Raw genomic sequence first — 24,228 nt, 5'->3', positions numbered from 1 at the left:
GCTTCGGAAACGTCATGCAGCGACGAATGCCATTCACCTATCGTCCTGCGTCCCTTCCAGGAGGTCAAACAGCGCATCTTCATCCGGCCTGCGGGCGATCCTGACCGACGGTTTGTTGAAGCCCTTGAGATCATCGGCAATACGCTGAGAAAGGCATAAAAAGAGCGTCTTATCAAAGAGATGCGTCAATCCTGCGGCCTCGGCCAGAGTTGACAGGATGCCTGAGCTCATGCGCGAATACAGCAGACAGCAATCAATATTTCTTGACCCGAGCGTTTTGGTCAGAAACTCAGTTGTATAACTGACTGAAATTGTGTCGTAGACCGATATGGAAGAGCAGCGGAACCCTGCTTTCGCCACGGCGCGCTCAAAGCCCGGCGACCTGACGTGGCCGGTCAGATAAAGCAGAGAGTCACTTGAACACAGCTCTTCAATGATCGTTTCCGCCAGCGATTCTCCATCGCCATCGCCCGTTGTCACCGTCTCAAAGCCGCGGGCGCGTGCCGCATCCGCGGTTGCCTCACCCACGGTGAAACAGGGCAACTGGAGATAAGGCGCAAGCAACGCTTCGCTGGCGTGGACCAGCGCATTGGCGCTTGTGGCAACAAACGCATTGAAGGTGCCTTCAGGCACGGCCGGGTTCAGGGGAACAATCTCCGTGAGCGGCAACAGCAGGGGTACATAGCCCTGCACGCGCAGCCGGTCGGCGGTTCTGGTCGCAGCTGGCAGGGGCCGTGTAACCAGAACAGTTTTTTCCATCAGAGCCAATCCGTAAAGAAATGCGCTCCAGCCTTTGCCCTGACGCGGGCGGCCGCATCCCGCCCGATGGCGGCTGCATCCGCCACATCGCCCTCGCCGGTCACTTCATGGGCTTCCGTACCATCCGGCAGCAGGATCATGCCGTGGAAGGTCAGGGTGTTGCCGGAAATCGTCGCAAGACCGGCGATGGGTGTGCGGCACGAACCATCGAGCGTGCCGAGGAAGGCGCGTTCACAGGCCAGCGCCGTCGAGGTTGCAAAATGATTGAGCGGCGCAACCAGTGCGTCAATTCGCGCATCCCCGATTCGGGTTTCCAGCGTGATCGCTCCCTGTCCTGGAGCCGGCGGAAAGCTTGCCACATCCATCAGGGCGGTCGCCACATCGCCAAGACCAAGGCGGCGCAGACCCGCATAGGCCAGGAAAGTGGCATCCACATCACCATCGGCCAGCTTGCGAAGGCGCGTTTCCACATTGCCGCGAAAGTTTACAACCTTCAGATCCGGCCGCGATTTGAGAATCAAGGCTTGGCGCCGCAGCGAGGCGGAACCGACAACCGCACCCGAAGGCAATTCCGTCAGCGTTTTCACGGTACGACCGATGAAGGCATCGCGCGGATCTTCGCGCTCCAGAAAAACCGAGAGATGCAGGCCCTCGGGCAGGAAAGTCGGCATATCCTTGGAGGAGTGCACGGCCAGATCAATGCGGCCATCCGCCAGTTGCTCTTCGATTTCAAGGGTAAACAGCCCCTTGCCGCCAACCTCCGACAGCGGGCGATCCTGAATCCGGTCGCCGCTGGTCGAAATCACCACAATTTCGATGTCGTCTTCGCGCAGACCATGGGCTTTAACCAGCCGATCACACGTCTCACGGGCTTGTGCGAGTGCAAGCGCACTCCCACGTGTACCGATCTTGAGCGTTTTTGTTTGCATTAGTCGCAGTCCGTGTTACGCGAGTTTGAATTATCCGGCCCTAACTAACGGGCTTTTGTGCAACGGGCAATGCGGCGAAGGATGTCAGGGTCATCGATGCGGGTTTTGGGCATAGAAACAAGCTGTGACGAAACGGCTGCTGCGGTCGTTGAGCGCGACCACAACGGTCACGGACGGATTCTCTCCAACGTGGTTCTGAGCCAGATTGACGACCATGCGCCCTATGGCGGCGTCGTGCCGGAGATTGCCGCGCGTGCCCATGTGGAAGTGCTCGACCGGCTGATCGGACAGGCGCTGCATGAGGCCCACATGACCCTGGATGAGGTTGATGCGGTGGCAGCAACCGCTGGTCCCGGCCTGATCGGCGGGCTGATCGTCGGCCTGATGACCGGCAAGGCCATTGCCATGGCCGCGCAAAAGCCGTTTTACGCCATCAATCATCTCGAAGGTCATGCCCTGACACCCCGTCTGACCGACCAGATCGATTTTCCCTATCTGCTTCTCCTTGTTTCCGGCGGCCATACCCAGATGGTGCTGGTCAAGGGCCTCGGCGATTATGAACGGCTTGGCACGACCATCGACGATGCCCTCGGCGAAGCCTTTGACAAAACAGCAAAACTGCTTGGCTTGCCCTATCCCGGCGGTCCCGAAGTGGAAAAGGCGGCGCAATCCGGCGATTCCAGCCGCTTTTCCCTGCCAAGGCCGCTCAAGGGCGAGGAGCGGCTCGACTTCTCCTTCTCCGGCCTGAAGACGGCCGTGCGCCAGCTGGCAACCACACTGGAACCGTTGTCGCAGACGGATGTGAACGATATCTGCGCCGCGTTTCAGGCTGCCGTTGCCGATACGCTGAATGACCGCGTATCGCGCTCGCTTGCCCGTTTCCGCGCCAGATTTCCAGATGTGAAGGAACCCGCGCTGGTCGTCGCCGGTGGTGTTGCTGCCAACAAGGTCCTGCGGACCTGCCTGCAGGATCTGTGCTCCGGCAACGGCTTCCGCTTCATTGCGCCGCCCATGGCGCTGTGCACCGATAATGCGGCGATGATCGCCTGGGCCGGGGTGGAACGGGCCGGGCATATGGCCGCCGATTCGCTCGATATCGCGCCGCGTTCGCGCTGGCCGCTGGACATGCAATCCGCCCCCCTGATCGGCGCCGGACGCCGGGGAGCCAAGGCATGAATCCCAGACATCAGATTGCAGTTCTTGGTGGCGGCGCCTGGGGCACGGCTCTTGGCGCCATGGCGGCGCACAATGGACATGATGTGCGCCTTTACGCCCGCGACGCTGCCAGTGTGCATTCCATCAACACGCTTCACCGCAATGAAACCTACCTGCCGGGCATTGACCTGCCAGCGCCATTGACTGCCAGCACAGACGCAGCGAGCGTTCTTGCGGGTAGCGATTTCATTCTTTGCGTCATTCCGGCGCAGGCCATGGCGGGCGCTCTCGAGGAGTTGAAGCCCCTGATCCCGAGGGCAGTACCGCTGATCATCTGCGCCAAGGGCATTGATCGCAAACGCGGTCTGCTGATGTCCAGTCTGGTCAGGGAAATCATCCCGGATCAACTGATCGCGGCGCTGTCCGGGCCCAGCTTTGCCAGCGACGTGGCAAGAGGCCTGCCAACCGCCGTGACCGTTGCCGCGGAAAGCCAGGCCGTGGCAGACCGCATTGCACTGGCCCTTTCGGGTCCGACATTTCGCTGTTACTCGACGGACGATCTTGTCGGCGTCGAGATCGGCGGCTCCCTGAAAAACGTGCTTGCCATTGCCGCCGGTGCAGCCATTGGCCGTGGTTTTGGCGCCAGCGCACAGGCGGCGCTGGTGACCCGCGGCTTTGTCGAACTGCGGCGGGTGGGTCACGCACTGGGTGCCCGGCCGGAGACGATCATGGGCCTTTCCGGCCTCGGCGATCTGCTGCTCTCCTGCTCGACCTCCCAGTCGCGCAACTATTCCTACGGCCTGGCCCTCGGCCGGGGCGATGACCTGACCGGCAGACCGCTGGCGGAAGGCGTGGCGACGGCGGCTATTGCCGCGGAGCTGGTCGCCCGGCACTCTATCGAAGCTCCCATCATCGAAGCGGTTGCGCGCATTCTGGACCGCAGTATTACCATTGACGAGGCGGTCGAAGCCCTGCTTGCAAGACCGCTGAAAAACGAAGATTAGAAATCTGATTGTCCGTATCGGAGAAACCGAATGCTCTATGCTCTACTTTGCAACGACAAGCCCGGCCATCTGCAGGTGCGCCTCGATACCCGCGCCGCGCATCTTGACTATCTCAACGGTCTTGGCGACCGCCTGAAATTCGCAGGGCCTTTCCTCGGGGAAGATTCCAAGCCCAACGGCAGTCTGGTTGTGATCGAAGCTTCTGATGTCGCCGGTGCCCGGGAAATCGCCGCAAACGACCCCTATGCCAAGGCTGGTCTGTTTGCATCGGTCGATATCCGCCCATGGAATTGGGCAATCAAGAATCCAGACAGCAAATAGGTTCAAATATGGCATTCTGGCTTTTCAAATCCGAACCCGATGCATGGTCCTGGGAGAAACAGAAGGAAGCGGGCGCCAAGGGCACCGAATGGACCGGCGTGCGCAATTATCTCGCGCGCAACAATATGCGCGCCATGCAGTTGGGCGATAAGGGTTTCTTCTACCATTCCAATGAAGGTCTCGAAGTCGTCGGCATCGTCGAGGTCTGCGCGCTGGTGCATCATGATTCGACCACGGACGATCCCCGCTGGGAGTGCGTTGACATCCGTGCGGTCAGGGACGTGCCCAAACCGGTGACGCTCAAGGACGTCAAGGCAAACCCCAAGCTGGAAAAAATGGCCCTCGTCACCTCGATGCGCCTTTCCGTGCAGCCGGTCACTCCGGACGAATGGGAGGAAGTCTGCCGTATGGCCGGGCTTGTTCCCGCGCCCCAATGATCGCCCGTCATGGATGAGCAGGCGCTTGATCCCACCAGCGAACGCTACCGGCGCTTTGTTCAGGCGAACACCACGCTGCAGGCGCCACCGCATGTGCCGGAGATAAACCTGTATCTGGCCGATGAAGCCCATGATCTCTGGCACAAGACGGAAGAGGAACTGGCGACCATTGGCCTGCCGCCACCCTTCTGGGCGTTTGCCTGGGCTGGCGGCCAGGGCGTTGCACGTTACGTCCTCGATCATCCTGATACGGTGAAGAACAGGACCGTTCTCGATTTCGCTTCCGGTTCCGGTCTTGTCGGCATCGCCGCTGCAATGGCCGGTGCGGCACGTGTCACCTCCTGCGACATCGACCCCTTTACCCGCCCGGCCATCCTTCTCAACGCCGATGCCAACGGCGTCGCGGTCGAAACCCTCATTCACGACCTGATCGATACGGACCATGATTGGGACATCGTCCTGGCCGGCGACGTCTTCTATGAAAAGCCGCTGGCGGACCGGCTCGTCCCATGGTTCACGGCGCTCGCCGCGCGCGGGGCAACCGTGATTGTCGGCGATCCCGGTCGCTCATATTTCCCGAAAAACCTGCTGGAAGAACTGGCGGTCTATGCGGTGCCGGTCACGCGCATTCTCGAAGATTCGGAAGTGAAACGCACCACTGTCTGGCGATTCCGCCACTAGCAGGGCTCTAGCGCAAGACCCGGATAACCGTTTCCGGTGACAGAAATGGCAGCAACCGGTCCATATCCCGCCGGTTCAGCGCGATGCAGCCTTCCGTATAGGTATAGCCGGGCCGCGCTAGATGAAAGAAAATGGCACTGCCGCCGGAACGCCGCCTTGGCCTGATGTTCCAGTCCATCACGATGCAGACGTCATAGAGATCGTCCTTGCGCCACATGGTTTCATGGCTGGCGTCGTAGGGAATGCGTACCTTGCGATTGTAATTGCGGTCATCACCCACTTCGCACCAGCCGTCGGTGCGGCGCAATGCGCGCAAGTTGAGGCCAGTCGGTGCGATCACCCGTTTGTCGGGGCGTTTGAAGCCATAGAGCAGCCGCATGCGCGCCAATGGCGTTCCCCCGTCGCCCTCGCGTTTGAAGGCGGTGATCCCGCCCTTTCCCAGGGCGCAATGCAAAACCATCTGGCCAGCGATCAATTGCCCGCGGCTGCGGTGGCCGGGTTTGCGGCGAACATCGATCATTTTCAACGCGGTGCGACTCATACTTGCCTCATAAAAAGCATTTTTATGTCAGACTGATGCGCCGCATAAGCAATATCAAGCCAGTCCTCTTTCTTTCCGGAACAATTCGACTTAAATTCCAACCACTTCTTTGCACGGGCGGGAAACCATATGACAGCACGCACCATTCTTATCGTCGATGATGATACTGATCTTCGCGCCATCCTGGTCGAGCAGCTGAGCCTCTATGAAGAGTTCCAGATCATCGAGGAAGACAATGCGACCAAGGGTATCCAGTCCGCGCGCAATGGCGTCGTTGATCTCCTGATCATGGATGTGGGCCTTCCCGACATGGACGGGCGGGAAGCGGTCAAGCTTCTGCGCAAAGGCGGGTTCAAGGCACCCGTGATCATGCTCACGGGCCACGACACTGATTCGGATACGATTCTCGGCCTCGAATCAGGCGCCAACGACTATGTCACCAAGCCATTCCGCTTTGCCGTGCTGCTGGCACGCATCCGCGCGCAATTGCGCCAGCACGAACAGAGCGAGGACGCGACCTTCGTTGTCGGCCCGTACACTTTCAAACCCGGCCAGAAAATGCTGATCGACGCCAAGGGCGGCAAGATCAGGCTGACGGAAAAAGAAGTCGCGATTATCAAGTATCTTTACCGTGCCGGCGGCAAGGTCATCACCCGTGATGTGCTGCTGGAAGAGGTCTGGGGCTACAATTCCGGTGTGACGACCCACACGCTGGAGACCCACGTCTACCGGTTACGACAAAAAATCGAGCACGACCCGTCGAATTCAAGCATACTTGTTACCGAAAGCGGGGGATACAAACTCATTCCTTGATGCCGATCAGGTCAATCTAGGTATATGTCTGTTCTTACATGGCAATTGAAGATGATATTCGCATTCTGGAAACAGTGGGACTGTTCGGGACATTCACCCGCGACCAGTTGCGTCTGCTTGCCTTTGGGACAGAGCGCCTCGTCCTGAGGGAAGGCCGCGAACTCTACCGCGAAGGCCAGTCCGCCGATTGCGCCTATGTGATCGATCGAGGAACCATTTCGCTGTTCCGCGAAGGCCAGTCGGGGCGTGTCGTGCTCAAGAGTGTGGGCGCCGGCGCGGTTCTCGGCGAAATGGCGATCATCGCCCAGACAAAACGCCTCACCAGCGCCATGGCGGACACGGAAACCGAAGTCATCCGTCTCAATCGCTCGCTGTTCCGGCGTATTCTTGAGGAGTACCCGGAAATTGCCGCCGCGCTCCATACCCAGATTTCCGCAGACCTGAGCGAGATGATCGCGGCAATCAGCAGATATGAGCATCTGTTCGGCAGCCAGTAACGGCTCAAGCGATCCTTAATCCAGATTGAACCGGGCAATGACCGGCACATGATCGGACGGACGATCCCAGCCGCGCGCTTCGCGCAGGACGGTGATGCTGGCAAGATCATTTTCCAGATCCGGCGACCCCCAGATGTGATCGAGACGGCGACCGCGATCAGCCGCGGCCCAATCAGCGGCGCGGTAGCTCCACCACGTATAGATCTTTTCGTGCGGCGGAATGTAATGGCGCATCAGATCGCTCCAGCCGCCGTTCTTGCGCAGGGCCTCGAAGGTTTCCGTCTCGATTGGCGTATGGCTGACCACTTTCAGCAGTTGCTTGTGCGACCACACGTCGGTTTCGAGCGGCGCAATGTTCAGATCACCGACGAGCAACGAGGCATGGCCATCACCATAAACGGCATTCATCGCCTTCATTTCTTCGAGAAAGCCGAGCTTGTGCGCGAATTTCGGATTGGTGACCGGATCCGGCTCGTCACCGCCCGCAGGCACGTAGAAATTATGGATACGCAGCCGCTTCGATCCGGCCGTGACAATCGTGCTCAGATGACGGCAATCGGCAATGTTGCAGAAACCCACCCGCGCCGGCTCCGACAACGGCCGCCGTGAGAGCGTGGCAACGCCGTGATATCCCTTCTGGCCGCTGATCTCGATATGTTCATAGCCGGCCATATGGAAGGCCTCACGCGGGAAGAGATCATCGGGACATTTCGTTTCCTGCAGGCACAGGACGTCCGGCTGGTAATCGCGCAGGAATTGCAGGACCAGATCAAGACGCAGGCGCACGGAATTGATGTTCCAGGTGGCAACGGAAAAAGGCATGGGGGAGGAATCTCGCGACAGAATGGATTGACGCGAGACTAGACCATCTCTGCTGCGATTGAAAATCGAAAGGCCGCTCGTCCACACGCGATTGGTGCAACGATGCGGCCCTGGGAACGATGAATGCGGTCAGCGCTTCATGGCGATGCGCGTGTAGTCGATTGTGAACATGTCCTTGGCGAACTTCACGTCCTTGCGGACATTGGTGATCATAACCGTCGTATCAAGGCCCTGCGCATCGGTGATCGTCCACTGGCGCAGTTCATAGGTCTTCGGATCGAACATCATCTTGATGGTCGAGTTGCCGAAGACAGATTTGTCGCCGAGGACGATCGTGGTCATGTCGGGCTCTTCCTTCACGGATTTCACCCGATCGCCGGTCAGGTCGATCTGGTCGGCGAGGAGCAGCTTCAACGGTGTCTTCGACAGGGGATAGAGATCCCACGTGTCGAGCTTGCGGTTGTTGATCACGACGGATTCACCATCGGAAATGACACGGATCGGCGATGGCTTGTTGTAGGTGAAGCGAATCTTGCCCGGGCGCTCGATATAGAACGTGCCTTCGGTTTGCTCACCGCGCGGACCGAACTGAACAAAGTCACCGGTCATCGTCTTCACGCTGGAAAACTGGTTGGCGATCTGCTGTGCGCCATTGATGGCGGCAGGTGCCGCCTGAGCGGTTGCCTGTCCGGAAATGCCAGCCGCGCCAAGAAGCAGCCCCATGCCAACCACGGAAGCCGCAGCACATGTCCGGGCAAAAGTGCCAATCGTGCGAAACGAAGCTTTGGTCGTTGTCATGGTGTTATGTCTCCTGTCTTATTCTCTTGCTGTATACCCGGTCAGTTTGACCTGACTATGGCCGAGAAACGGCGGGAAACCGCAACTTGTTCCTCAAATTCGTGACGCATCGGTTACGTAACGCTGGATCATGCCGTTATGTAGTCATTCATTGCGCCCGTTACAGGACGCGCAGGCAAAAATGCTACGTAACGGCGCTTAAAAATCATCGTCCTGTGTCGGCACGAGAATGTCGCGCTTGCCCGCATGGTTGGCAGGGCCAACGATGCCCTCCTGCTCCATGCGCTCGATGATCGAGGCTGCCCTGTTGTAACCGATGCCGAGGCGGCGCTGGATGTAACTGGTGGACGCCTTCTTGTCGCGCAGCACCACGGCAACAGCCTGATCGTAAGGATCATCCGAATCTTCCAGATTGGATGTCCCGGCCGGGCCACCGCCCATATCGTCTTCGTCGTCCTCTTCCGTGATCGCATCGAGATATTCGGGGACACCCTGCAGTTTCAGATGATTGACGATCTTTTCCACTTCGTCGTCACCGACAAACGGTCCGTGCACGCGCTGGATACGCCCGCCGCCCGCCATGTAGAGCATGTCGCCCATGCCGAGCAACTGTTCGCCGCCCTGCTCACCCAGAATGGTGCGCGAATCGATCTTGGATGTGACCTGGAAGGAAATGCGGGTCGGAAAGTTCGCCTTGATCGTGCCGGTAATGACGTCGACCGACGGACGCTGTGTCGCCATGATCACGTGAATACCGGCAGCACGCGCCATTTGCGCCAGACGCTGGACAGCGCCTTCGATGTCCTTGCCGGCCACCATCATCAGATCGGCCATTTCGTCGATGATCACGACGATATAGGGCATGGGCTGCAGATCCAGCTCTTCGGTCTCGTAGACCGCCTCGCCCGTTGCCCGGTCGAAGCCGGTCTGCACGGTCCGGGCAATCCGCTCGCCCTTCTTCTGCGCCTGTTCAACCCGCTGGTTGAAGCCGTCGATGTTGCGCACGCCGACCTTGGACATCTTGCGGTAGCGGTCTTCCATCTCCTTGACGGTCCATTTCAGCGCTACGACGGCCTTCTTCGGATCGGTCACGACGGGCGTGAGCAGATGCGGAATGCCATCATAGATCGACAGTTCCAGCATCTTCGGATCGATCATGATCAGCCGGCACTGTTCCGGGGTCATGCGGTAAAGCAGCGACAGGATCATGGTGTTGATGGCAACGGATTTACCCGAACCGGTGGTACCAGCAACGAGCAGATGCGGCATCTTCGCCAGATCGGCGATGACGGCCTCGCCATTGATGGTCTTGCCCAGCGCCAGCGCCAGCTTGGTCTTGGTCTGCTCAAAATCCCGACTGGCCAGCAATTCCCGCAGAAAAACCATTTCGCGGGTCTGGTTTGGCAGTTCGATACCGATGGCATTGCGGCCCGGCACGACGGCAACACGCGCTGCAATGGCACTCATCGAGCGGGCAATGTCATCGGCCAGCGTGATGACACGCGACGACTTGATGCCCGGAGCCGGTTCCAGCTCATACAGCGTTACGACAGGACCCGGGCGCACATGGATGATTTCACCTCTGACGCCAAAATCTTCAAGCACGCCTTCCAGCAGCCGCGCATTCTGCTCAAGCGCTTCCTTTGAAAGGCTCGGGTTGCGGACCACGTTCTTCGGTTCGCTGAGGAAATGCAGCGGCGGCATTTCAAATTCGTCGGATTTGATCAGGGATGTCTGGGCTTCGCGCTGCATGCGCGCGCCGGTCCGAGGGGCCGGGGCTGGGGTGGCGATCCGCGCCTTGCCGCCGGGTATTGCTGTCGGGCGCGCGGGCGCTGCCTGCGGCGCCCAATCATCCACCTCATCGTCTTCGCTGAAGGCGATCGGATCGTAGTCATCGGGTTCGTGCCCGAAACCATCATTGCCGATGTCGATTGACGGCGCCTCAATGCGCGGCGCTTCGTCATAAAAACCGGGCTCGCGGCGTGCCCCGTTCTGCCGTGCCGCTGGGGCATCGGCGAAGAGATCGTCATCATTGTGCCGTGCCGCCGCACTGCGCGCATTGCTGTAAAGCCCAGCGCTGCGCCCGAACAGACGGCGGAAGAGCGCCTTGATGCTGAGGAACCAGTGGGTCAATGCGCCGAGCGCCAGCCAACGGCCGCCTTCGCTTTCCTCGTCATCCTCGTCCTCGTCGTCAAAGTCCTCTTCCTGCGCCACATGACGGCCGGACTTCTTGGCGACGACCGGTTCGCTGTCGCGATAGGTCAGGCCGCTGGCAAAGCCGAAAACCCACAGCGTCGGCAAAGCGAGAACGGCGACCAGGATCATGGCCAGACCGCCGCGCGGGAATGTTCCGGTGAAGATCGCCGGGATTTTGAGAACCATGTCGCCAAAAACACCGCCCAGCCCGATGGGCATCGGCCAGCTTGCGGGGATGGTGAAGCAGCCGGCAATGGCCGCCGCCATCAGCGATGCGCCGAACCAGGCAATCGCCCGCCGCGGCAAGCGGTCGACGCCACGGCCGGTCAGCATCAGACCACCCCAGAACAGGGCCGGCATGAGCGCGACAACCGTCGAAAGGCCAAAGAACTGCATGCCGAGGTCGGCAAAAACCGCGCCGGCATAGCCAAGGGCGTTGCGAACCGGATTGGAAGTGGCGTGGCTGAAGCTCGGATCGATCACGTTCCAGGTCGCAAGGCTGCCAATGGCAAAGGCAACGAAGCAAAACAGCGCCAATCCCCAGACAATCTGGATCTGTCTGCGGAAAAGGGTCGTCAACCCGTGCCGGTTTTCTTCGATCGCATAGGAGGCTGAATATCCTTGACGCATGAAATCTCGCCCTAAGTAAACGCACGCACGGCGGTCGTGAGTAACCGCAGATTCGATTCCCACGTTACGGCGCGGATGGTTAAGGGGGCATTAACCATGGCGAGCCCGAGCGAAATTACATTGGCGGAGTTGCCGTCCCGGGTTCGACAAGCTTGCCTGCCGCAACAAAAAAGGCCCGGAAAACCGGGCCCTTTTCAGTTCCTGTCAAAAGCCGTCCATTAATTGTGGTAGGCCGCTTCACCGTGGGAGGTGAGGTCGAGACCGATGGATTCGGCTTCAGCGGTCGGACGCAGGCCGACAACAACATCGACGATCTTGTAGAGGATCAGCGAACCGACGCCGCTCCAGACCAGCGTGACGAGCACGGCCTTGATCTGCACGAACACCTGCGCGCCCATGGTGACGCCTTCCGCATAACCGACGCCGCCAAGCGCCGTGCTGGTGAGGAAGCCGGTGCCGATGGCGCCGATGATACCGCCAATACCATGCACACCGAAGACATCGAGGCTGTCGTCATAGCCGAGCTTCGGCTTCACCACGGCCACCATGTAGTAGCAGATGATGCTGGCAATGGCGCCAAGGAAGATAGCGCCAACCGGACCGATGGTTCCGGCAGCAGGCGTTACTGCAACCAGACCGGCAACAACGCCGGATGCGGCACCCAGCATCGAAGCCGTCTTGCGGGCGAGCGCTTCGATGACAACCCAGGCAATGATCGCACCGGCCGTTGCCGTGAAGGTGTTGATCATCGCCAGCGTCGCAATGCCGTTGGCCTCGAGAGCCGAACCGGCGTTGAAGCCGAACCAGCCGACCCACAGGATCGAGGCACCGATCATGGTGAGCGGCATGGAGTGCGGCGCCATCATGTCACGGCCAAGACCGGCACGTTTGCCGATGACGAGAGCACCGACGAGACCAGCAATACCGGCATTGATGTGAACGACCGTACCGCCGGCAAAATCAAGCGCGCCCCAGCCATAGATCAGGCCATTGGAATCCCAGACCATATGGGCGATCGGGAAGTAGACGAACGTGACCCAGAGGATGACAAACAGGATCGTTGCCGAGAATTTGATGCGTTCGGCAAAAGCACCGATGATCAGTGCCGGCGTAATGGCGGCAAAGGTCATCTGGAAGCAGATGAACACATACTCGGGAATACCAACGCCTTTGGTAAAGGTTGCCGCAACCGAAGCCGGCGTCACGCCGGAAAGGAAAACCTTGCCGAGACCGCCCCAGTAAGGGCTGGTGCCGCCGCCGAAGGCGAAGGAGTAACCGTAGAAAACCCAGATGATCATGACGACGGCAGCAATGCCGGTGCACTGCATCAGGACGGAAAGCACGTTCTTGGCACGGACGAGACCGCCATAGAACAGCGCAAGGCCAGGAACGATCATGAACAGGACGAGGACGCTGGAGATCATCATCCAGGCGGTATCCCCTTTGTTGACAGTCGGCGCAGCGGCTGCGGCGGCATCCGCTACCGCAGGCGCCGCTTCCTGAGCGAGTGCGGCCAGCGAACCGAATGCGGTCAGCGCCAGCGAACCCAGAAGGGTACTGCGCACCGCGGATGTCAGACTGGTTGGAATTTTCATTATTTTCTCCTTAAACCCCAAATGACTCAAAGCGCATCGGTGTCAGTTTCGCCCGTACGGATACGGACGGCCTGATCAATGCTGAGAACGAAAATCTTCCCGTCACCGATCTGGCCGGTTTTGGCGGCCGTGGTGATGGCTTCAACGGCGGTGTCGACGAGCTCTGACGCGACAGCCACTTCCACTTTCAGTTTGGGAAGAAAGCTGACGGCATATTCCGCGCCACGATAAATCTCGGTGTGTCCTTTCTGGCGGCCATAACCCTTCACCTCGGTGACGGTCAGGCCCTGGATGCCGACAGCGGTAAGTGCTTCGCGCACTTCGTCCAGCTTGAACGGCTTGATGATGGCCATCACAATTTTCATTGACTATACCCCTGCGCTAGCGCGGCACCCCTCAGGTGGAATTACCTGAACGGCAGCAACCCGCGTTGAACCCATCCCCTAAGCCTTGATGGCCCTTGGCGACTGGTGAGGAGTATTCAAGTTCCGTGCCAGACTCGAAAAATAATACTAAGGCATTGATTATATATGGATATTTTTATCAGTTCGGCAGTGCACAATACATTATCCGGCAACATGCCTAAAAATTAGGCATTTCAATCTGCGTGGTCGATTTTCATTCGGCCGGATGCACACGAATTAGGCCTTCCTGAGCCGTCGAGGCAATCAGAGTGCCATCGCGGCTGTACAAGGCGCCTCTATTGAAGCCACGGGCACCGGCAGCGCTCGGGCTGTCTGCCGTATAAAGCAGCCAATCGTCGAAATTGAAGGGGCGGTGGAACCACATGGCGTGGTCCAGGCTTGCGACCTGCAAATCTTTATCGAAAATCGAGCGGCCATGGGCATAGAGCGAGGTATCCAGCAATGTCATATCCGAGAGATAGGCCAGAACCGCCGCCTGCAGGGCGCGATCATCCGGAACCGGCCCCGTTGTCCTGATCCAGACGTTCTGCTCCGGCGGCAGCTTTTCCCGCGTGAAGTAATGGGTCAGGGACAGCGGCTTCATCTCGATGGGACGGTCCTGCTCCCAATATTTGCGCACATTGGCTGGCGCGTTCTGCAGATACTGCTCCTTGAGGTCCTTGTCGCTCATCAGTTTTTCCGGCGCGAGAACATCGAGGGGTATCGGCTTTTGGTGCTCAAGTCCTTTTTCCTCGATCTGGAATGAGGCCTCCAGCGAAAAAATCGCATGCCCGTGCTGGATCGCCACCACGCGCCGGGTGGTGAAACTCGCGCCGTCGCGGATGCGATCCACCTCGTAGATGATCGGCACTTTCGGATCGCCCGCACGCATGAAATAGCTGTGCAGGGAGTGGACGTGACGCTCGGGATCGACCGTGCGCTGCGCCGCCACCAAAGCCTGGCCGATGACCTGACCGCCAAACACCCGCTGCCAGCCGACCTGCGGACTGCGACCTCGAAACAGGTTGTGTTCAAGTGTCTCAAGGTCGAGTATGGACAAAAGCTCTTTCATGGCATCAGACATGACGGGCGCGACTCCTGTTCGTACGGTCGGCATAATAGTGCCTGAATCCGCTTGCAACAGGAACAGGTGAACAAGTCAAGCGCCACGTCGGCGCAAGAGCAAAGGGAAACCGGAGGCAATCATGGCTGAAAGAACCCGTACACATACATCAGAAGTCCCTGGCAGCACCGATATCGTGATTGCGGGCGCCGGCTATGTCGGCATGGCGACCGCCGTTGCACTGAAATCGTCTGCGCCGCACCTGGCTGTCACGGTGATCGACGCGGCACCGGCTGGTGTCTGGCGCAAAGACACCCGCGCCTCGGCCATTGCCGCCGCTGCGAGCCGCATGCTCGACCGGCTCGGCTGCTGGGAGGAAATCCTGCCGAAGGCACAACCGATCAACGAGATGATCGTCACGGATTCGCGCACCTCCGATCCGGTCCGCCCGGTCTTCCTGACCTTCAATGGCGAAGTCGAGCCTGGTGAACCCTTCGCCCATATGGTGGAAAACCGCGACCTCAACGCCGCCTTGCGTTCGAAAGCCGAACAGATCGGCGTCACCTTTGTCGAGGGGACACCCGTCCATGGTTTTGACAATGGCGACGTGCACCTCACCGTGCGTTACGGCGATGACAAGATGCTGCGCACGCGCCTGCTGCTGGCGGCCGACGGCGTCAAATCGCGGCTGCGCGATATGGCGGGTATCAAAACCGTGAACTGGGAATACGGCCAGTCGGGCATCGTCTGCACGGTCGCCCATGCACGGCCGCATAACGGTCGCGCGGAAGAGCATTTTCTTCCTGCGGGCCCGTTTGCCATTCTGCCGCTCAGCGGCAACCGCTCCTCGCTTGTCTGGACCGAGCGCACTGCAGACGCGGAGCGGTTGATCAGGGAAGATGATTTCGTGTTCGAAGCCGAGCTCGAACAGCGTTTTGGCCTGAAACTGGGAGAATTGCGGGTCGAAGGACCGCGCAAGGCCTTCCCGCTTGGCCTGACGCTGGCGCGTGATTTCGTCAAACCGCGCTTTGCGCTCATCGGCGATGCGGCCCATGGCATCCATCCCATTGCCGGTCAGGGCCTCAATCTTGGCTTCAAGGACGCTGCGGCGATCGCCGAGACCATTGTCGATGCCGACCGCCTCGGTCTCGACATCGGCTCCATCGCGGTACTCGAGCGCTACCAGACTTGGCGCCGTTTCGACACGGTGCAGATGGGCGTGACCACCGACGTCCTCAACCGTTTGTTCTCCAACGACAATGTGCCGGTGCGGGCCCTGCGCGACTTCGGACTGGGCCTTGTCGAGCGCATGCCGCGGCTCAAAGGATTTTTCATCCGTCAAGCCGCGGGATTGTCGACCACATCGCCGAAGCTGCTTCAGGGTCAACCGATCTGAAGCAGCTTTCCCCGCTCAGAGCGGGCGGGGATAGGTGCGATGGATAGCCTGGATTTCACCAAGGATGTCCGGTGTCAGCGTCACATTCGCAGCGCCGATATCGGTCTTCAGCTGTTCAAGCGATGTTGCACCGATGATGACCGACGTGACGAACGGCCGGCTCAATGCAAAGGCAATCGCAAGTTGCGCAACATCAAGACCGTGCTTCCGCGCAAGCGCAATATAGGCCCTGACGGCCGGATCGGCATGCACGTTGTTCCGCCAAAGATCCTGAAGCGCACCGCGGGTTCCCGCCGGCACCTTTCCATCCAGATATTTGCCGGTCAGGACACCTGAGGCCAGGGATGAATAGGCAAGGAGCCCGACGCCTTCATGGTGGCTGACTTCCGCCAGATCCAGGTCGAATGCCCGCTGCAAGAGGCTGTATTCATTCTGAACCGAGACAACGCGCGGCAGGTCCTTGCGCTCGGCAAGCTTCAACCATTGCGCAAGCCCCCAGGCCGTTTCATTGGAAAGGCCGATATGACGGATCTTGCCCGCCTTCACCATGTCACCAAGGCCATCGAGCGCTTCCTCGATCTGTTGAACCACCTCGGCCCGGTTCTGCTGATGCGGCGCATATTCCCAGCCGTTGCCAAAGTGATAATGCCCGCGAACCGGCCAATGCACCTGGTAAAGATCGATATAGTCCGTCTGCAGACGTTTCAGACTACCTTCGACCGCTTCCGCGATGGTGGTCTTGCTCATTAGACTGCCGCCGCGAATCCAGCTGTTGCGTCCGCCGCCGGCAATTTTCGTCGCCAGCACGAAGCGGTCGCGCTTGCGGGTCTTCTCAAACCAATTGCCGATATAGGTTTCGGTCTTGCCATAGGTTTCGGCGGTCGGCGGAACCGCATAAATCTCGGCCGTATCCATGAAGTTGATTCCGGCTTCCAGCGCATGATCGATCTGCGCATGGGCATCCGCTTCGGTGTTCTGCACGCCCCAGGTCATGGTACCAAGGCAAATTTCCGTGACGTCAATATCCGTCCGGCCAAGCTTTTTCAGTTTCACGGGGATTTTCCTGTTTTGAATTCACGAATGTTCGATTTCGAAGCCGAGCTTCTGCTGCAGCTTTCGGACACGCTGGCCGCAGCAAGGGAGGTTTGAGCGGCGCCAGTGGACCTCGCCACCATAGCAATCAAATCCCGCTTTTCCATATCGTTTCGCAGACAGCACGACAAAACGATCAATTCTGGCAAATTCCGCCGCCAAGCCTATGATGCGGAACTGCTGCAACCCTGCGGCGTTACGGACAGGGTGCAAGCAGCCTTAACCAACCAATCAACCGAGGGAGAGTATTCAATGGACAGACAGGCAACTGCAATCTGGAAGGGCGCCTTGAAAGACGGCGGTGGTACCCTTGATACGCAAAGCGGCGCACTGAAGGGGCTTCCCTATAATTTCAAGGCCCGTTTCGAGGACGCAAGCGGCACAGCGGGTACCAATCCGGAGGAACTTCTCGCCGCCGCCCACGCCGGTTGCTTCGCCATGCAGCTTTCGCATTTCCTGGCTGAAAACGGCACACCGGCCACGAAACTTGATGCCAAGGCAACCGTCAGCATCAACCCGGCCGCAGGTGGCGGTTTCGAAATCACCAAAAGCGCCATCACGCTCATTGGCGATGTGCCCGGTATCGACGCCGCGACCTTTTCAAAACTTGCTGAGCAGGCAAAGGCGTCCTGCCCGCTGTCAAAGGCACTCGGCGCCATTCAGGTCACACTCGACGCAAAGCTGGCCTGAGCAACACGTCAAACGTACCAAACAAAACGGGCGCTCGAAGCGCCCGTTTTTATGCAATCATCTTGCGTGACCAATCGCCTAGACCCGGCGTTCGACCATCATCTTCTTGATCTCGGCGATTGCCTTGGCGGGGTTCAATCCCTTCGGGCAGGTCTGTGCGCAATTCATGATCGTATGGCAGCGATAAAGCCGGAACGGGTCTTCCAGATTGTCAAGGCGTTCGCCTGTTGCTTCGTCGCGGCTGTCGATCAGCCAGCGATAGGCCTGCAGCAGAACCGCTGGTCCGAGATAGCGATCGCCATTCCACCAGTAGCTCGGGCAGGATGTCGAGCAGCAGGCGCACAGGATGCACTCATAGAGCCCGTCAAGCTTGGCGCGATCATCATGACTCTGGAGCCATTCTTTCGCCGGTTCCGGCGAGACCGTCTTGAGCCAAGGCTCGATGGAACGGTGCTGGGCATAGAAATTCGACAGGTCCGGCACCAGATCCTTCACCACGGGAAGATGCGGCAAGGGATAGATTTTGACCGCGCCCTTGATCTCGTCCATGCCCTTGGTGCAGGCCAGCGTGTTGGTTCCGTCAATGTTCATCGCGCAGGAGCCGCAAATGCCTTCGCGGCAGGAGCGGCGCAGTGTCAGCGTCGGATCGATCTTGTTCTTGATCCATAATAGGCCATCGAGAACCATCGGACCGCAATCGTCGAGATCGACGTAATAGGTATCGATCCGCGGATTCTCGCCATCATCAGGCGACCAGCGATAGATGCGGTATTCCCGAAGATTGTTGGCACCCTGCGGGCGGTCCCAGGTCTTGCCGGGACGCATCTTCGAGTTCTTGGGGAGTGCAAGTTCAACCATGATGCTCTGATCCCTTAGTACACACGCGCTTTCGGCGCGATCTTGGCGAGGCTGATGCCGCCGTCCTCTTCCTTGACCAACGGGTCAAGGTGAACGGGACGATAGTCGAGCTTGACCTCACCCTCGGGCGAGAGCCAGGCAAGGCTGTGCTTGCGCCAGTTGATGTCGTCGCGGTTGGGGAAATCCTCATGGGCGTGGGCGCCGCGGCTTTCCTTGCGCGCTTCGGCGGCAACCACCGTGGTCAACGCATTGGCCATCAGGTTTTCCAGTTCCAGCGTTTCCACCAGGTCGGAATTCCAGATCATCGAGCGATCCGTGACCTTGATGTCCGGCAGTTCGCTCCAGATTTTCTCCATGCGCTCGACGCCTGACTTCAGCGATTCCGATGTACGGAACACAGCTGCGTCCTCCTGCATGGTCTTCTGCATCTTTTCACGCAGGACCGCTGTCGGCGTGCTGCCACTGGCATGGCGCAGGCGGTCGAAGCGCTCCATGATCTTCTCAACCGATGCCTCGTTGATCGTCGGGATCTTGGCATTGCGATCGATAACCTGACCGGCACGAATGGCAGCCGCACGGCCGAAGACCACCAGATCGATCAGCGAGTTCGAGCCAAGCCGGTTGGCGCCATGCACCGAAGCACAGCCCGCTTCACCGACAGCCATCAGGCCCGGCTGGATGCGGTCCGGATTATCCTTGGTCGGATTGAGCGCTTCACCCCAGTAGTTGGTTGGAATGCCGCCCATGTTGTAGTGAACCGTCGGCAGGACCGGGATCGGTTCCTTGGTCAGATCCACACCGGCAAAAATCTTGGCCGATTCGGAAATACCGGGCAGACGCTCGTGCAGCACGGCCGGATCGAGATGGTCGAGATGCAGGAAGATGTGATCCTTGTTCTTGCCAACACCGCGGCCTTCGCGGATTTCCAGGGTCATGCAGCGCGAAACCACGTCGCGTGACGCCAGATCCTTGGCCGATGGCGCATAGCGCTCCATGAAGCGCTCGCCCTCGGAGTTGACGAGATAGCCGCCTTCGCCGCGTGCGCCTTCGGTAATCAGGCAGCCGGCACCGTAAATGCCGGTTGGATGGAACTGAACGAATTCCATATCCTGCAGCGGCAGACCGGCGCGCGCCACCATGCCGCCACCGTCACCGGTGCAGGTATGGGCTGACGTTGCCGAAAAGTAGGACCGGCCATAGCCGCCCGTTGCCAGCACCACCATCTTGGCAGCAAAACGATGGATCGTGCCGTCATCGAGGTTCCAGGCGACGACACCGGTGATCGTGCCATCCGCATCCTGAATGAGATCCAGCGCGAAATATTCGATGAAGAACTGCGCATTGTGGCGCAGGCTCTGGCCATACAGCGTATGCAAGATGGCGTGACCCGTACGGTCAGCAGCCGCGCAGGTGCGTTGTACGGGCGGACCATCGCCATAGTTCATCATGTGGCCGCCGAAGGGCCGCTGGTAAATCTTGCCCGCTTCGGTGCGCGAGAACGGCACGCCGTAATGCTCAAGCTCATAGACCGCAGCCGGTGCTTCACGCGCGAGATATTCCATGGCGTCCGTATCACCGAGCCAGTCCGACCCCTTGACGGTGTCGTACATGTGCCACTGCCACGAGTCGGGGCCCATATTGCTCAGGGAAGCAGCGATACCACCCTGTGCCGCAACGGTGTGCGAGCGGGTCGGGAAAACCTTGGTGATGCAGGCTGTCTTCAAGCCTTGCTCGGCCATACCCAGCGTCGCGCGCAGACCGGCGCCGCCGGCGCCCACCACAACCACATCGAATTTGTGGTCAACGAATGTATAGGCCTTGCCGTCTTTGCCGGCGGTCCCGTTCTTGTCTGTAGTTGCCAAGATTAGCCTCCGAAGCTCAGCTTGATGATCGCAAAGACGCAGGCAACGCCCACCACAAGGGTGAAAAACGTATTGAGCATCAGACAGGCGATCTTCTTGCCTTCGCTGGTTACGTAGTCTTCGATGATGACCTGCATGCCGAGGCGCATATGATAGAGACCCGAAATGATCACCATCAACAGCACCAGCCCGGTCAGCGGGTGGGAAAGAGCAGCCCGGGTTTCCGCATAGCTTGCGCGATGCAGGTAAATGATCAGGCCGATGAAAAACAGCATAAGCGGCACGTTGGCAACGGCTGTCAGCCGCTGGCGCCAGAAATGCTCGGTCCCTTCGTGTGCGGAACCCAGTCCGCGGACTTTCTTGAGCGGTGTACGCATTTCACTCATTGTCCCGCCTCCTTTACAAAACCGTGAACGCCGCGATCCAGATCAGGATCGTCAACGCGATGGAGAGAACGAGTGAGGCGATGGCCATCTTCGTGGTGGTGTTCTTGTCGAGTCCGCGGCCCGTATCCCAGATGAGATGGCGAATACCGCCGATCATGTGATGAACAAGCGCCCAGGTGTAGCCGAGCAGGACGAGAAGACCGATCCACGAACCGAACACCCAGCTGACAACGTTGAACTGGCTCTCGCTGGTCGCGGTCGCGATCAACCACCAGGCAACCAGCAGCGTGCCGAAATACAGCGCGCCGCCGGTGATGCGGTGAACGATGGACATGACCATGGTGGGAATTGGTTTGTAGATTTGCAAATGCGGCGACAGCGGCCGGTTTGCATGCAGGTTTGTCTTGCTCATAGCGTCCCCAATGATAAGCGCCGCGCCATTTGAACCTTGATTGACGGGCAGGGCCGAAAGGCTGGATAGAGGCAAATTTAGAAGGGTTTTAGTCCCGTTTTTGCACTGCGTCAAAGGCCCATTCACCCCCCTCATGCGGCGAATTGGCAACAAACGCAAGTCCATAAGGTTTCTTTAGAAAATTCAATCGTTTAAAGCGCCACAGAGAGCCCCAAAGGCCCGTATTTCACGTCAAATCGGCAATCAATTTTATTTGAGTGAGTCTGTCCGGTTTAACCGGTTTCAGCGTGTCGCGCCCCTCAATTGTGCAACGCGAACGAGACATTCCGAGTCGTTCCCAGGATGTCCCGCGTATCTTCAGGGCGCTGGGGCAGGTCCGTTCTACTGATTGCCAAAACGGATGATGAAACTGGTCCAGTCGGCAGGCGCCGCAATCTGTTCGTACAGTTTGCGGCCATCTTCCGGCAGACGCGGCGCGTTGAGTGACAGTTTTGTCCAGCCGCGTTCTTCCGCCTTGTCGGCGAGAACATCGATCAGCGCTTTGGCGATACCCTTACCGCGATGGTCATGATGCACATAGATATGATCCACCTGCCCGGCACGCATGCCGGAGACAGGCTCGGGCAGATCATAGAAAATCACAAAGCCCACCAGATGGCCGTCGAGTCGCGCTCCGGCGATCTCCGCGGCACGGTCCCGCAACAGGTTTTCCGCGTAGTAATCGTCCGGGCGGCGGGGTGCGCCGCGCTTCAGCGCCTGGGCATAGCTGGCCAGAAGAGGTGCGAACTCGTGGGCATCGTTCAGATGCAGCAGAGAAATGTCGACGGCGTGTTCATCCGGGCTCTTTGTCGTCATGGTCGCATCATCCCTTTCACTCCGGCAGCACTTCCGGCTGCCTCGCTGTGTTGAGGATTGGTTGATTGCGCACCGCACGTCAACCGGCGGACCGCAGCAAAAATCGATTCAAAGGCGTTTTGACGGATGACAAGCGTTAATAAAAGGTTAATGCTTGGACTGCTGCAGCCCATTCAACCAAGGAGCTTGTCCATGTTCGCCTTCCGCAAACACACGGCCGCACTTTTGTTGTCGGGCCTGACTGTTGTCGCAGCCACGCACAGCGCTGCTGCCTACGACATCAACCTGCGTGATGCCTATGGCGACGAATATGGCAACATCATCGTGCAGGACCCCAATGGACCGAAGATGATCTTTGTCGGCGCGACAGCCGCCAAATCGGACAGGCTCGCCCGCGAACTCCGCAAGAAGGTTGCCGTCTACAAGCGGGCCAAGGGACCGGCGATCATCTCTCCACCCGGCGATCCCTATGTCGTGGGGGTTATTCCGCCACCCAACACACGCTGTGATGGCCCGATTGTCGTGCGCGGTCGCGGCTACATGTATGGTATCAACCGTGGCGAAACGCCCATTCTCGGGCTTCCAGGCTGCCAATAGCCCACATTTGATTTGCCTCGCTGGTCCGCGCCCTGTAAGGGGGCCGCTTCATTGAAGAGGTTCATTCATGGCTCGTAATGCTGATGGCGCACTCGTCCTTTTTTCCGGCGGGCAGGATTCTGCAACCTGTCTTGCCTGGGCGCTCTCCCGGTTTGACCGGGTGGAGACGGTCGGCTTCGACTATGGCCAACGCCACAGGGTGGAACTGGACGTGCGCAATGATTTCCGCGCCGAAGTGATCCACCGGTTTCCCGATTGGTCGGAACGCCTTGGCGACGATCACCGGCTCGATGCCGGCGTCATCGGCCAGCTCGGCGCCACCGGGATGACCGAAGACATTGCCATCGAGATGGCAGAGAACGGCCTGCCCAACACATTCGTGCCCGGCCGCAACCTTTTGTTTTTCACGCTTGCCGCTGCCCTCGCCTACCGGCGCGGATTGCGCGTCATCGTCGGCGGCATGTGCGAGACGGACTATTCCGGCTATCCCGACTGCCGCGACGACACGCTCAAGGCGCAACAGGTCGCCCTTTCACTGGGACTGGACCGCCGCATCACCATCGAAACCCCGCTGATGTGGCTGGACAAGGCTGAAACCTTCGCACTGGCTCGCGACATAGGCGGCGAACCGCTGCTCGATATGATCATTGAAAACACCCACACCTGCTATCTCGGCGACCGCTCGGCCCGCCATGCCTGGGGCTATGGCTGCGGCACCTGCCCGGCCTGCGCCCTGCGTTCCGGCGGCTGGTCCAAATTCAAGGCGGAAGCCGCATGACTTACGCCGTCAAGGAAATTTATCTGACGCTGCAGGGCGAGGGCAACCATACCGGCCGCGCCGCGGTGTTCATGCGCTTTGCCGGATGCAATCTCTGGTCCGGGCTTGAACGCGACCGGGCGGACGCCCAGTGCCGGTTCTGCGATACGGATTTCGTTGGCGTGGATGGTCCCGGCGGCGGCAAGTTCAAAACCGCCGACGCGCTTGCCGATGCCGTTGCCGACGCCTGGCCAAAAAGCGCTCGCTCCAAGGGCAAGCCCTATGTCATCTGCACCGGCGGCGAACCGCTGCTGCAGCTGGACAAGCCGTTGATCGACGCCTTCCACGCGAGAGGCTTCGAAGTCGGCGTCGAGACCAACGGCACGATTGCAGCGCCTGCTGGCATTGACTGGATTTGCGTGTCGCCAAAGGCCGATACCACACTTGTCCAGACCAGCGGTCACGAGCTCAAGCTTGTCTATCCCCAGGCGGAAGCCCAGACCGATCCGGCCCGTTTCGAACGCCTTTCCTTTCAGCATTTCTATTTGCAGCCTCTTGACGTCATCGGTGATCCGGCGCAAACCGCCCGGCATGTGGCATCTGCAGCGGCCTATTGCCTCGCCCATCCGCTTTGGCGGCTGAGCACGCAGACACATAAACTGATCGGCTTGCCCTGAG

Annotated in this window: 27 protein-coding genes; 12 read left to right on the top strand and 15 right to left on the bottom strand. The window is 59.3% G+C overall.

Annotated features, from left to right (window positions below; all coding sequences use genetic code 11):
- Nucleotides 1-33 precede the first annotated feature (33 nt).
- Both RDL77_RS10720 and hemC read right to left on the bottom strand, forming a co-directional pair.
- Entirely contained in the window at nt 34-759 is a 726-nt protein-coding gene (locus tag RDL77_RS10720; RefSeq protein ID WP_288192808.1) for a uroporphyrinogen-III synthase, read from the bottom strand.
- Nucleotides 759-1,688: a hydroxymethylbilane synthase gene (gene hemC / locus RDL77_RS10715; RefSeq protein ID WP_288192807.1), complete on the bottom strand. Its 930-nt coding sequence runs from the start codon at nt 1,686-1,688 to the stop codon at nt 759-761. Before hemC ends, RDL77_RS10720 begins: the two co-directional genes overlap by 1 nt.
- A 96-nt stretch (nt 1,689-1,784) precedes the next feature.
- Between hemC and tsaD the strand changes: the two genes are divergently transcribed.
- From tsaD to RDL77_RS10690, 5 genes are read left to right on the top strand one after another with little or no spacing between them, the layout of a single operon-like run.
- Nucleotides 1,785-2,864, top strand: a complete 1,080-nt coding sequence (gene tsaD, locus RDL77_RS10710; RefSeq protein ID WP_288192806.1) for a tRNA (adenosine(37)-N6)-threonylcarbamoyltransferase complex transferase subunit TsaD — start codon at nt 1,785-1,787, stop codon at nt 2,862-2,864.
- Nucleotides 2,861-3,847, top strand: coding sequence for an NAD(P)H-dependent glycerol-3-phosphate dehydrogenase (locus RDL77_RS10705; RefSeq protein ID WP_288192805.1), 987 nt, complete (start codon nt 2,861-2,863; stop codon nt 3,845-3,847). The genes tsaD and RDL77_RS10705 overlap by 4 nt, the downstream gene beginning before the upstream one ends.
- Nucleotides 3,848-3,877: 30 nt before the next feature.
- The gene (locus tag RDL77_RS10700) at nt 3,878-4,168 is read left to right on the top strand and encodes a YciI-like protein (protein ID WP_223613856.1); all 291 of its coding nucleotides are present in this window, start codon (nt 3,878-3,880) and stop codon (nt 4,166-4,168) included.
- An 8-nt stretch (nt 4,169-4,176) separates the two neighbouring features.
- Nucleotides 4,177-4,605: an EVE domain-containing protein gene (locus tag RDL77_RS10695; RefSeq protein ID WP_105734242.1), complete on the top strand. Its 429-nt coding sequence runs from the start codon at nt 4,177-4,179 to the stop codon at nt 4,603-4,605.
- Nucleotides 4,606-4,614: 9 nt separating this feature from the next.
- Nucleotides 4,615-5,286 (top strand): methyltransferase, encoded by a 672-nt coding sequence (locus tag RDL77_RS10690; protein WP_288192804.1) that lies wholly within the window; start codon nt 4,615-4,617, stop codon nt 5,284-5,286.
- Between the two features lie 7 nt (nt 5,287-5,293).
- Here the strand turns inward: RDL77_RS10690 and RDL77_RS10685 are convergent, their stop codons facing one another.
- Nucleotides 5,294-5,827 (bottom strand): L,D-transpeptidase, encoded by a 534-nt coding sequence (locus tag RDL77_RS10685; RefSeq protein ID WP_288192803.1) that lies wholly within the window; start codon nt 5,825-5,827, stop codon nt 5,294-5,296.
- A gap of 129 nt (nt 5,828-5,956) precedes the next feature.
- On the opposite strand from RDL77_RS10685, the gene RDL77_RS10680 reads away from it, so the two are divergent.
- Nucleotides 5,957-6,640 carry a response regulator transcription factor gene (locus tag RDL77_RS10680; RefSeq protein WP_091879514.1) on the top strand — a complete coding sequence of 228 codons (684 nt, stop codon included), beginning with the start codon at nt 5,957-5,959 and terminating at the stop codon, nt 6,638-6,640.
- Nucleotides 6,641-6,678: 38 nt separating this feature from the next.
- Nucleotides 6,679-7,137: a cyclic nucleotide-binding domain-containing protein gene (locus tag RDL77_RS10675; RefSeq protein WP_223613860.1), complete on the top strand. Its 459-nt coding sequence runs from the start codon at nt 6,679-6,681 to the stop codon at nt 7,135-7,137.
- A gap of 15 nt (nt 7,138-7,152) precedes the next feature.
- On the opposite strand, the gene RDL77_RS10670 is transcribed toward RDL77_RS10675, so the two are convergent.
- The 6 genes from RDL77_RS10670 to tesB all read right to left on the bottom strand — a co-directional run bounded on the left by RDL77_RS10670 (nt 7,153) and on the right by tesB (nt 14,666).
- Nucleotides 7,153-7,959: an exodeoxyribonuclease III gene (locus tag RDL77_RS10670; RefSeq protein ID WP_288192802.1), complete on the bottom strand. Its 807-nt coding sequence runs from the start codon at nt 7,957-7,959 to the stop codon at nt 7,153-7,155.
- A gap of 129 nt (nt 7,960-8,088) precedes the next feature.
- Complete coding sequence (locus RDL77_RS10665) at nt 8,089-8,757, bottom strand: outer membrane lipoprotein carrier protein LolA (RefSeq protein ID WP_288192801.1); 669 nt, start codon at nt 8,755-8,757, stop codon at nt 8,089-8,091.
- A 198-nt stretch (nt 8,758-8,955) separates the two neighbouring features.
- On the bottom strand, nt 8,956-11,583 hold the full coding sequence (locus RDL77_RS10660) for a DNA translocase FtsK (RefSeq protein WP_288192800.1): 2,628 nt from the start codon (nt 11,581-11,583) through the stop codon (nt 8,956-8,958).
- Nucleotides 11,584-11,801: 218 nt separating this feature from the next.
- Nucleotides 11,802-13,178, bottom strand: coding sequence for an ammonium transporter (locus tag RDL77_RS10655; RefSeq protein ID WP_288192799.1), 1,377 nt, complete (start codon nt 13,176-13,178; stop codon nt 11,802-11,804).
- Nucleotides 13,179-13,204: 26 nt separating this feature from the next.
- A complete protein-coding gene (locus RDL77_RS10650; protein WP_105734234.1) occupies nt 13,205-13,543 on the bottom strand; it encodes a P-II family nitrogen regulator in 339 nt (112 codons plus the stop codon).
- A gap of 253 nt (nt 13,544-13,796) precedes the next feature.
- Nucleotides 13,797-14,666 carry an acyl-CoA thioesterase II gene (tesB, locus tag RDL77_RS10645; RefSeq protein ID WP_288192798.1) on the bottom strand — a complete coding sequence of 290 codons (870 nt, stop codon included), beginning with the start codon at nt 14,664-14,666 and terminating at the stop codon, nt 13,797-13,799.
- 121 nt (nt 14,667-14,787) lie between these two features.
- Here tesB and RDL77_RS10640 point away from each other — a divergent pair, with 121 nt between their 5' ends.
- Nucleotides 14,788-16,041 (top strand): ubiquinone biosynthesis hydroxylase, encoded by a 1,254-nt coding sequence (locus RDL77_RS10640; protein ID WP_223613866.1) that lies wholly within the window; start codon nt 14,788-14,790, stop codon nt 16,039-16,041.
- A 15-nt stretch (nt 16,042-16,056) separates the two neighbouring features.
- On the opposite strand, the gene RDL77_RS10635 is transcribed toward RDL77_RS10640, so the two are convergent.
- Nucleotides 16,057-17,094: an aldo/keto reductase gene (locus tag RDL77_RS10635; RefSeq protein WP_288192797.1), complete on the bottom strand. Its 1,038-nt coding sequence runs from the start codon at nt 17,092-17,094 to the stop codon at nt 16,057-16,059.
- 291 nt (nt 17,095-17,385) lie between these two features.
- On the opposite strand from RDL77_RS10635, the gene RDL77_RS10630 reads away from it, so the two are divergent.
- Nucleotides 17,386-17,823 carry an OsmC family protein gene (locus tag RDL77_RS10630; RefSeq protein ID WP_223613868.1) on the top strand — a complete coding sequence of 146 codons (438 nt, stop codon included), beginning with the start codon at nt 17,386-17,388 and terminating at the stop codon, nt 17,821-17,823.
- Between the two features lie 78 nt (nt 17,824-17,901).
- On the opposite strand, the gene RDL77_RS10625 is transcribed toward RDL77_RS10630, so the two are convergent.
- The 5 genes from RDL77_RS10625 to RDL77_RS10605 form a co-directional block, all read right to left on the bottom strand.
- Nucleotides 17,902-18,681: a succinate dehydrogenase iron-sulfur subunit gene (locus RDL77_RS10625; RefSeq protein ID WP_105734229.1), complete on the bottom strand. Its 780-nt coding sequence runs from the start codon at nt 18,679-18,681 to the stop codon at nt 17,902-17,904.
- 14 nt (nt 18,682-18,695) lie between these two features.
- Nucleotides 18,696-20,543, bottom strand: coding sequence for a succinate dehydrogenase flavoprotein subunit (sdhA, locus tag RDL77_RS10620; RefSeq protein WP_288192796.1), 1,848 nt, complete (start codon nt 20,541-20,543; stop codon nt 18,696-18,698).
- Between the two features lie 2 nt (nt 20,544-20,545).
- Nucleotides 20,546-20,929, bottom strand: coding sequence for a succinate dehydrogenase, hydrophobic membrane anchor protein (sdhD, locus tag RDL77_RS10615; RefSeq protein WP_223613870.1), 384 nt, complete (start codon nt 20,927-20,929; stop codon nt 20,546-20,548).
- Between the two features lie 13 nt (nt 20,930-20,942).
- Nucleotides 20,943-21,341 (bottom strand): succinate dehydrogenase, cytochrome b556 subunit, encoded by a 399-nt coding sequence (gene sdhC / locus RDL77_RS10610; protein ID WP_223613871.1) that lies wholly within the window; start codon nt 21,339-21,341, stop codon nt 20,943-20,945.
- Between the two features lie 381 nt (nt 21,342-21,722).
- Nucleotides 21,723-22,196, bottom strand: a complete 474-nt coding sequence (locus RDL77_RS10605; RefSeq protein ID WP_105734225.1) for a GNAT family N-acetyltransferase — start codon at nt 22,194-22,196, stop codon at nt 21,723-21,725.
- Between the two features lie 192 nt (nt 22,197-22,388).
- Between RDL77_RS10605 and RDL77_RS10600 the strand changes: the two genes are divergently transcribed.
- From RDL77_RS10600 to queE, 3 genes are all read left to right on the top strand, one after another.
- Nucleotides 22,389-22,793: a hypothetical protein gene (locus tag RDL77_RS10600; protein WP_223613872.1), complete on the top strand. Its 405-nt coding sequence runs from the start codon at nt 22,389-22,391 to the stop codon at nt 22,791-22,793.
- A 67-nt stretch (nt 22,794-22,860) separates the two neighbouring features.
- The gene (gene queC / locus RDL77_RS10595; RefSeq protein ID WP_288192795.1) at nt 22,861-23,571 is read left to right on the top strand and encodes a 7-cyano-7-deazaguanine synthase QueC; all 711 of its coding nucleotides are present in this window, start codon (nt 22,861-22,863) and stop codon (nt 23,569-23,571) included.
- Nucleotides 23,568-24,227: a 7-carboxy-7-deazaguanine synthase gene (gene queE / locus RDL77_RS10590; RefSeq protein WP_288192794.1), complete on the top strand. Its 660-nt coding sequence runs from the start codon at nt 23,568-23,570 to the stop codon at nt 24,225-24,227. The genes queC and queE overlap by 4 nt, the downstream gene beginning before the upstream one ends.
- Nucleotide 24,228 lies beyond the last annotated feature (1 nt).

The organism is uncultured Phyllobacterium sp., assembly GCF_902479695.1.
Classification (GTDB): Bacteria; Pseudomonadota; Alphaproteobacteria; order Rhizobiales; family Rhizobiaceae; genus Phyllobacterium; species Phyllobacterium calauticae.
The sequence above is the reverse complement of the archived record's forward strand: the minus strand, read 5'-3'. Positions and strand labels throughout refer to the sequence as shown.

Bases quoted from the DNA above. Each gene is read 5' to 3' on its own strand.
- RDL77_RS10720 (WP_288192808.1), bottom strand. From the start codon at position 759: ATGGAAAAAACTGTTCTGGTTACACGGCCCCTGCCAGCTGCGACCAGA.
- hemC (WP_288192807.1), bottom strand. From the start codon at position 1,688: ATGCAAACAAAAACGCTCAAGATCGGTACACGTGGGAGTGCGCTTGCA.
- tsaD (WP_288192806.1), top strand. From the start codon at position 1,785: ATGCGGGTTTTGGGCATAGAAACAAGCTGTGACGAAACGGCTGCTGCG.
- RDL77_RS10705 (WP_288192805.1), top strand. From the start codon at position 2,861: ATGAATCCCAGACATCAGATTGCAGTTCTTGGTGGCGGCGCCTGGGGC.
- RDL77_RS10700 (WP_223613856.1), top strand. From the start codon at position 3,878: ATGCTCTATGCTCTACTTTGCAACGACAAGCCCGGCCATCTGCAGGTG.
- RDL77_RS10695 (WP_105734242.1), top strand. From the start codon at position 4,177: ATGGCATTCTGGCTTTTCAAATCCGAACCCGATGCATGGTCCTGGGAG.
- RDL77_RS10690 (WP_288192804.1), top strand. From the start codon at position 4,615: ATGGATGAGCAGGCGCTTGATCCCACCAGCGAACGCTACCGGCGCTTT.
- RDL77_RS10685 (WP_288192803.1), bottom strand. From the start codon at position 5,827: ATGAGTCGCACCGCGTTGAAAATGATCGATGTTCGCCGCAAACCCGGC.
- RDL77_RS10680 (WP_091879514.1), top strand. From the start codon at position 5,957: ATGACAGCACGCACCATTCTTATCGTCGATGATGATACTGATCTTCGC.
- RDL77_RS10675 (WP_223613860.1), top strand. From the start codon at position 6,679: ATGGCAATTGAAGATGATATTCGCATTCTGGAAACAGTGGGACTGTTC.
- RDL77_RS10670 (WP_288192802.1), bottom strand. From the start codon at position 7,959: ATGCCTTTTTCCGTTGCCACCTGGAACATCAATTCCGTGCGCCTGCGT.
- RDL77_RS10665 (WP_288192801.1), bottom strand. From the start codon at position 8,757: ATGACAACGACCAAAGCTTCGTTTCGCACGATTGGCACTTTTGCCCGG.
- RDL77_RS10660 (WP_288192800.1), bottom strand. From the start codon at position 11,583: ATGCGTCAAGGATATTCAGCCTCCTATGCGATCGAAGAAAACCGGCAC.
- RDL77_RS10655 (WP_288192799.1), bottom strand. From the start codon at position 13,178: ATGAAAATTCCAACCAGTCTGACATCCGCGGTGCGCAGTACCCTTCTG.
- RDL77_RS10650 (WP_105734234.1), bottom strand. From the start codon at position 13,543: ATGAAAATTGTGATGGCCATCATCAAGCCGTTCAAGCTGGACGAAGTG.
- tesB (WP_288192798.1), bottom strand. From the start codon at position 14,666: ATGTCTGATGCCATGAAAGAGCTTTTGTCCATACTCGACCTTGAGACA.
- RDL77_RS10640 (WP_223613866.1), top strand. From the start codon at position 14,788: ATGGCTGAAAGAACCCGTACACATACATCAGAAGTCCCTGGCAGCACC.
- RDL77_RS10630 (WP_223613868.1), top strand. From the start codon at position 17,386: ATGGACAGACAGGCAACTGCAATCTGGAAGGGCGCCTTGAAAGACGGC.
- RDL77_RS10625 (WP_105734229.1), bottom strand. From the start codon at position 18,681: ATGGTTGAACTTGCACTCCCCAAGAACTCGAAGATGCGTCCCGGCAAG.
- sdhD (WP_223613870.1), bottom strand. From the start codon at position 20,929: ATGAGTGAAATGCGTACACCGCTCAAGAAAGTCCGCGGACTGGGTTCC.
- sdhC (WP_223613871.1), bottom strand. From the start codon at position 21,341: ATGAGCAAGACAAACCTGCATGCAAACCGGCCGCTGTCGCCGCATTTG.
- RDL77_RS10605 (WP_105734225.1), bottom strand. From the start codon at position 22,196: ATGACGACAAAGAGCCCGGATGAACACGCCGTCGACATTTCTCTGCTG.
- RDL77_RS10600 (WP_223613872.1), top strand. From the start codon at position 22,389: ATGTTCGCCTTCCGCAAACACACGGCCGCACTTTTGTTGTCGGGCCTG.
- queC (WP_288192795.1), top strand. From the start codon at position 22,861: ATGGCTCGTAATGCTGATGGCGCACTCGTCCTTTTTTCCGGCGGGCAG.
- queE (WP_288192794.1), top strand. From the start codon at position 23,568: ATGACTTACGCCGTCAAGGAAATTTATCTGACGCTGCAGGGCGAGGGC.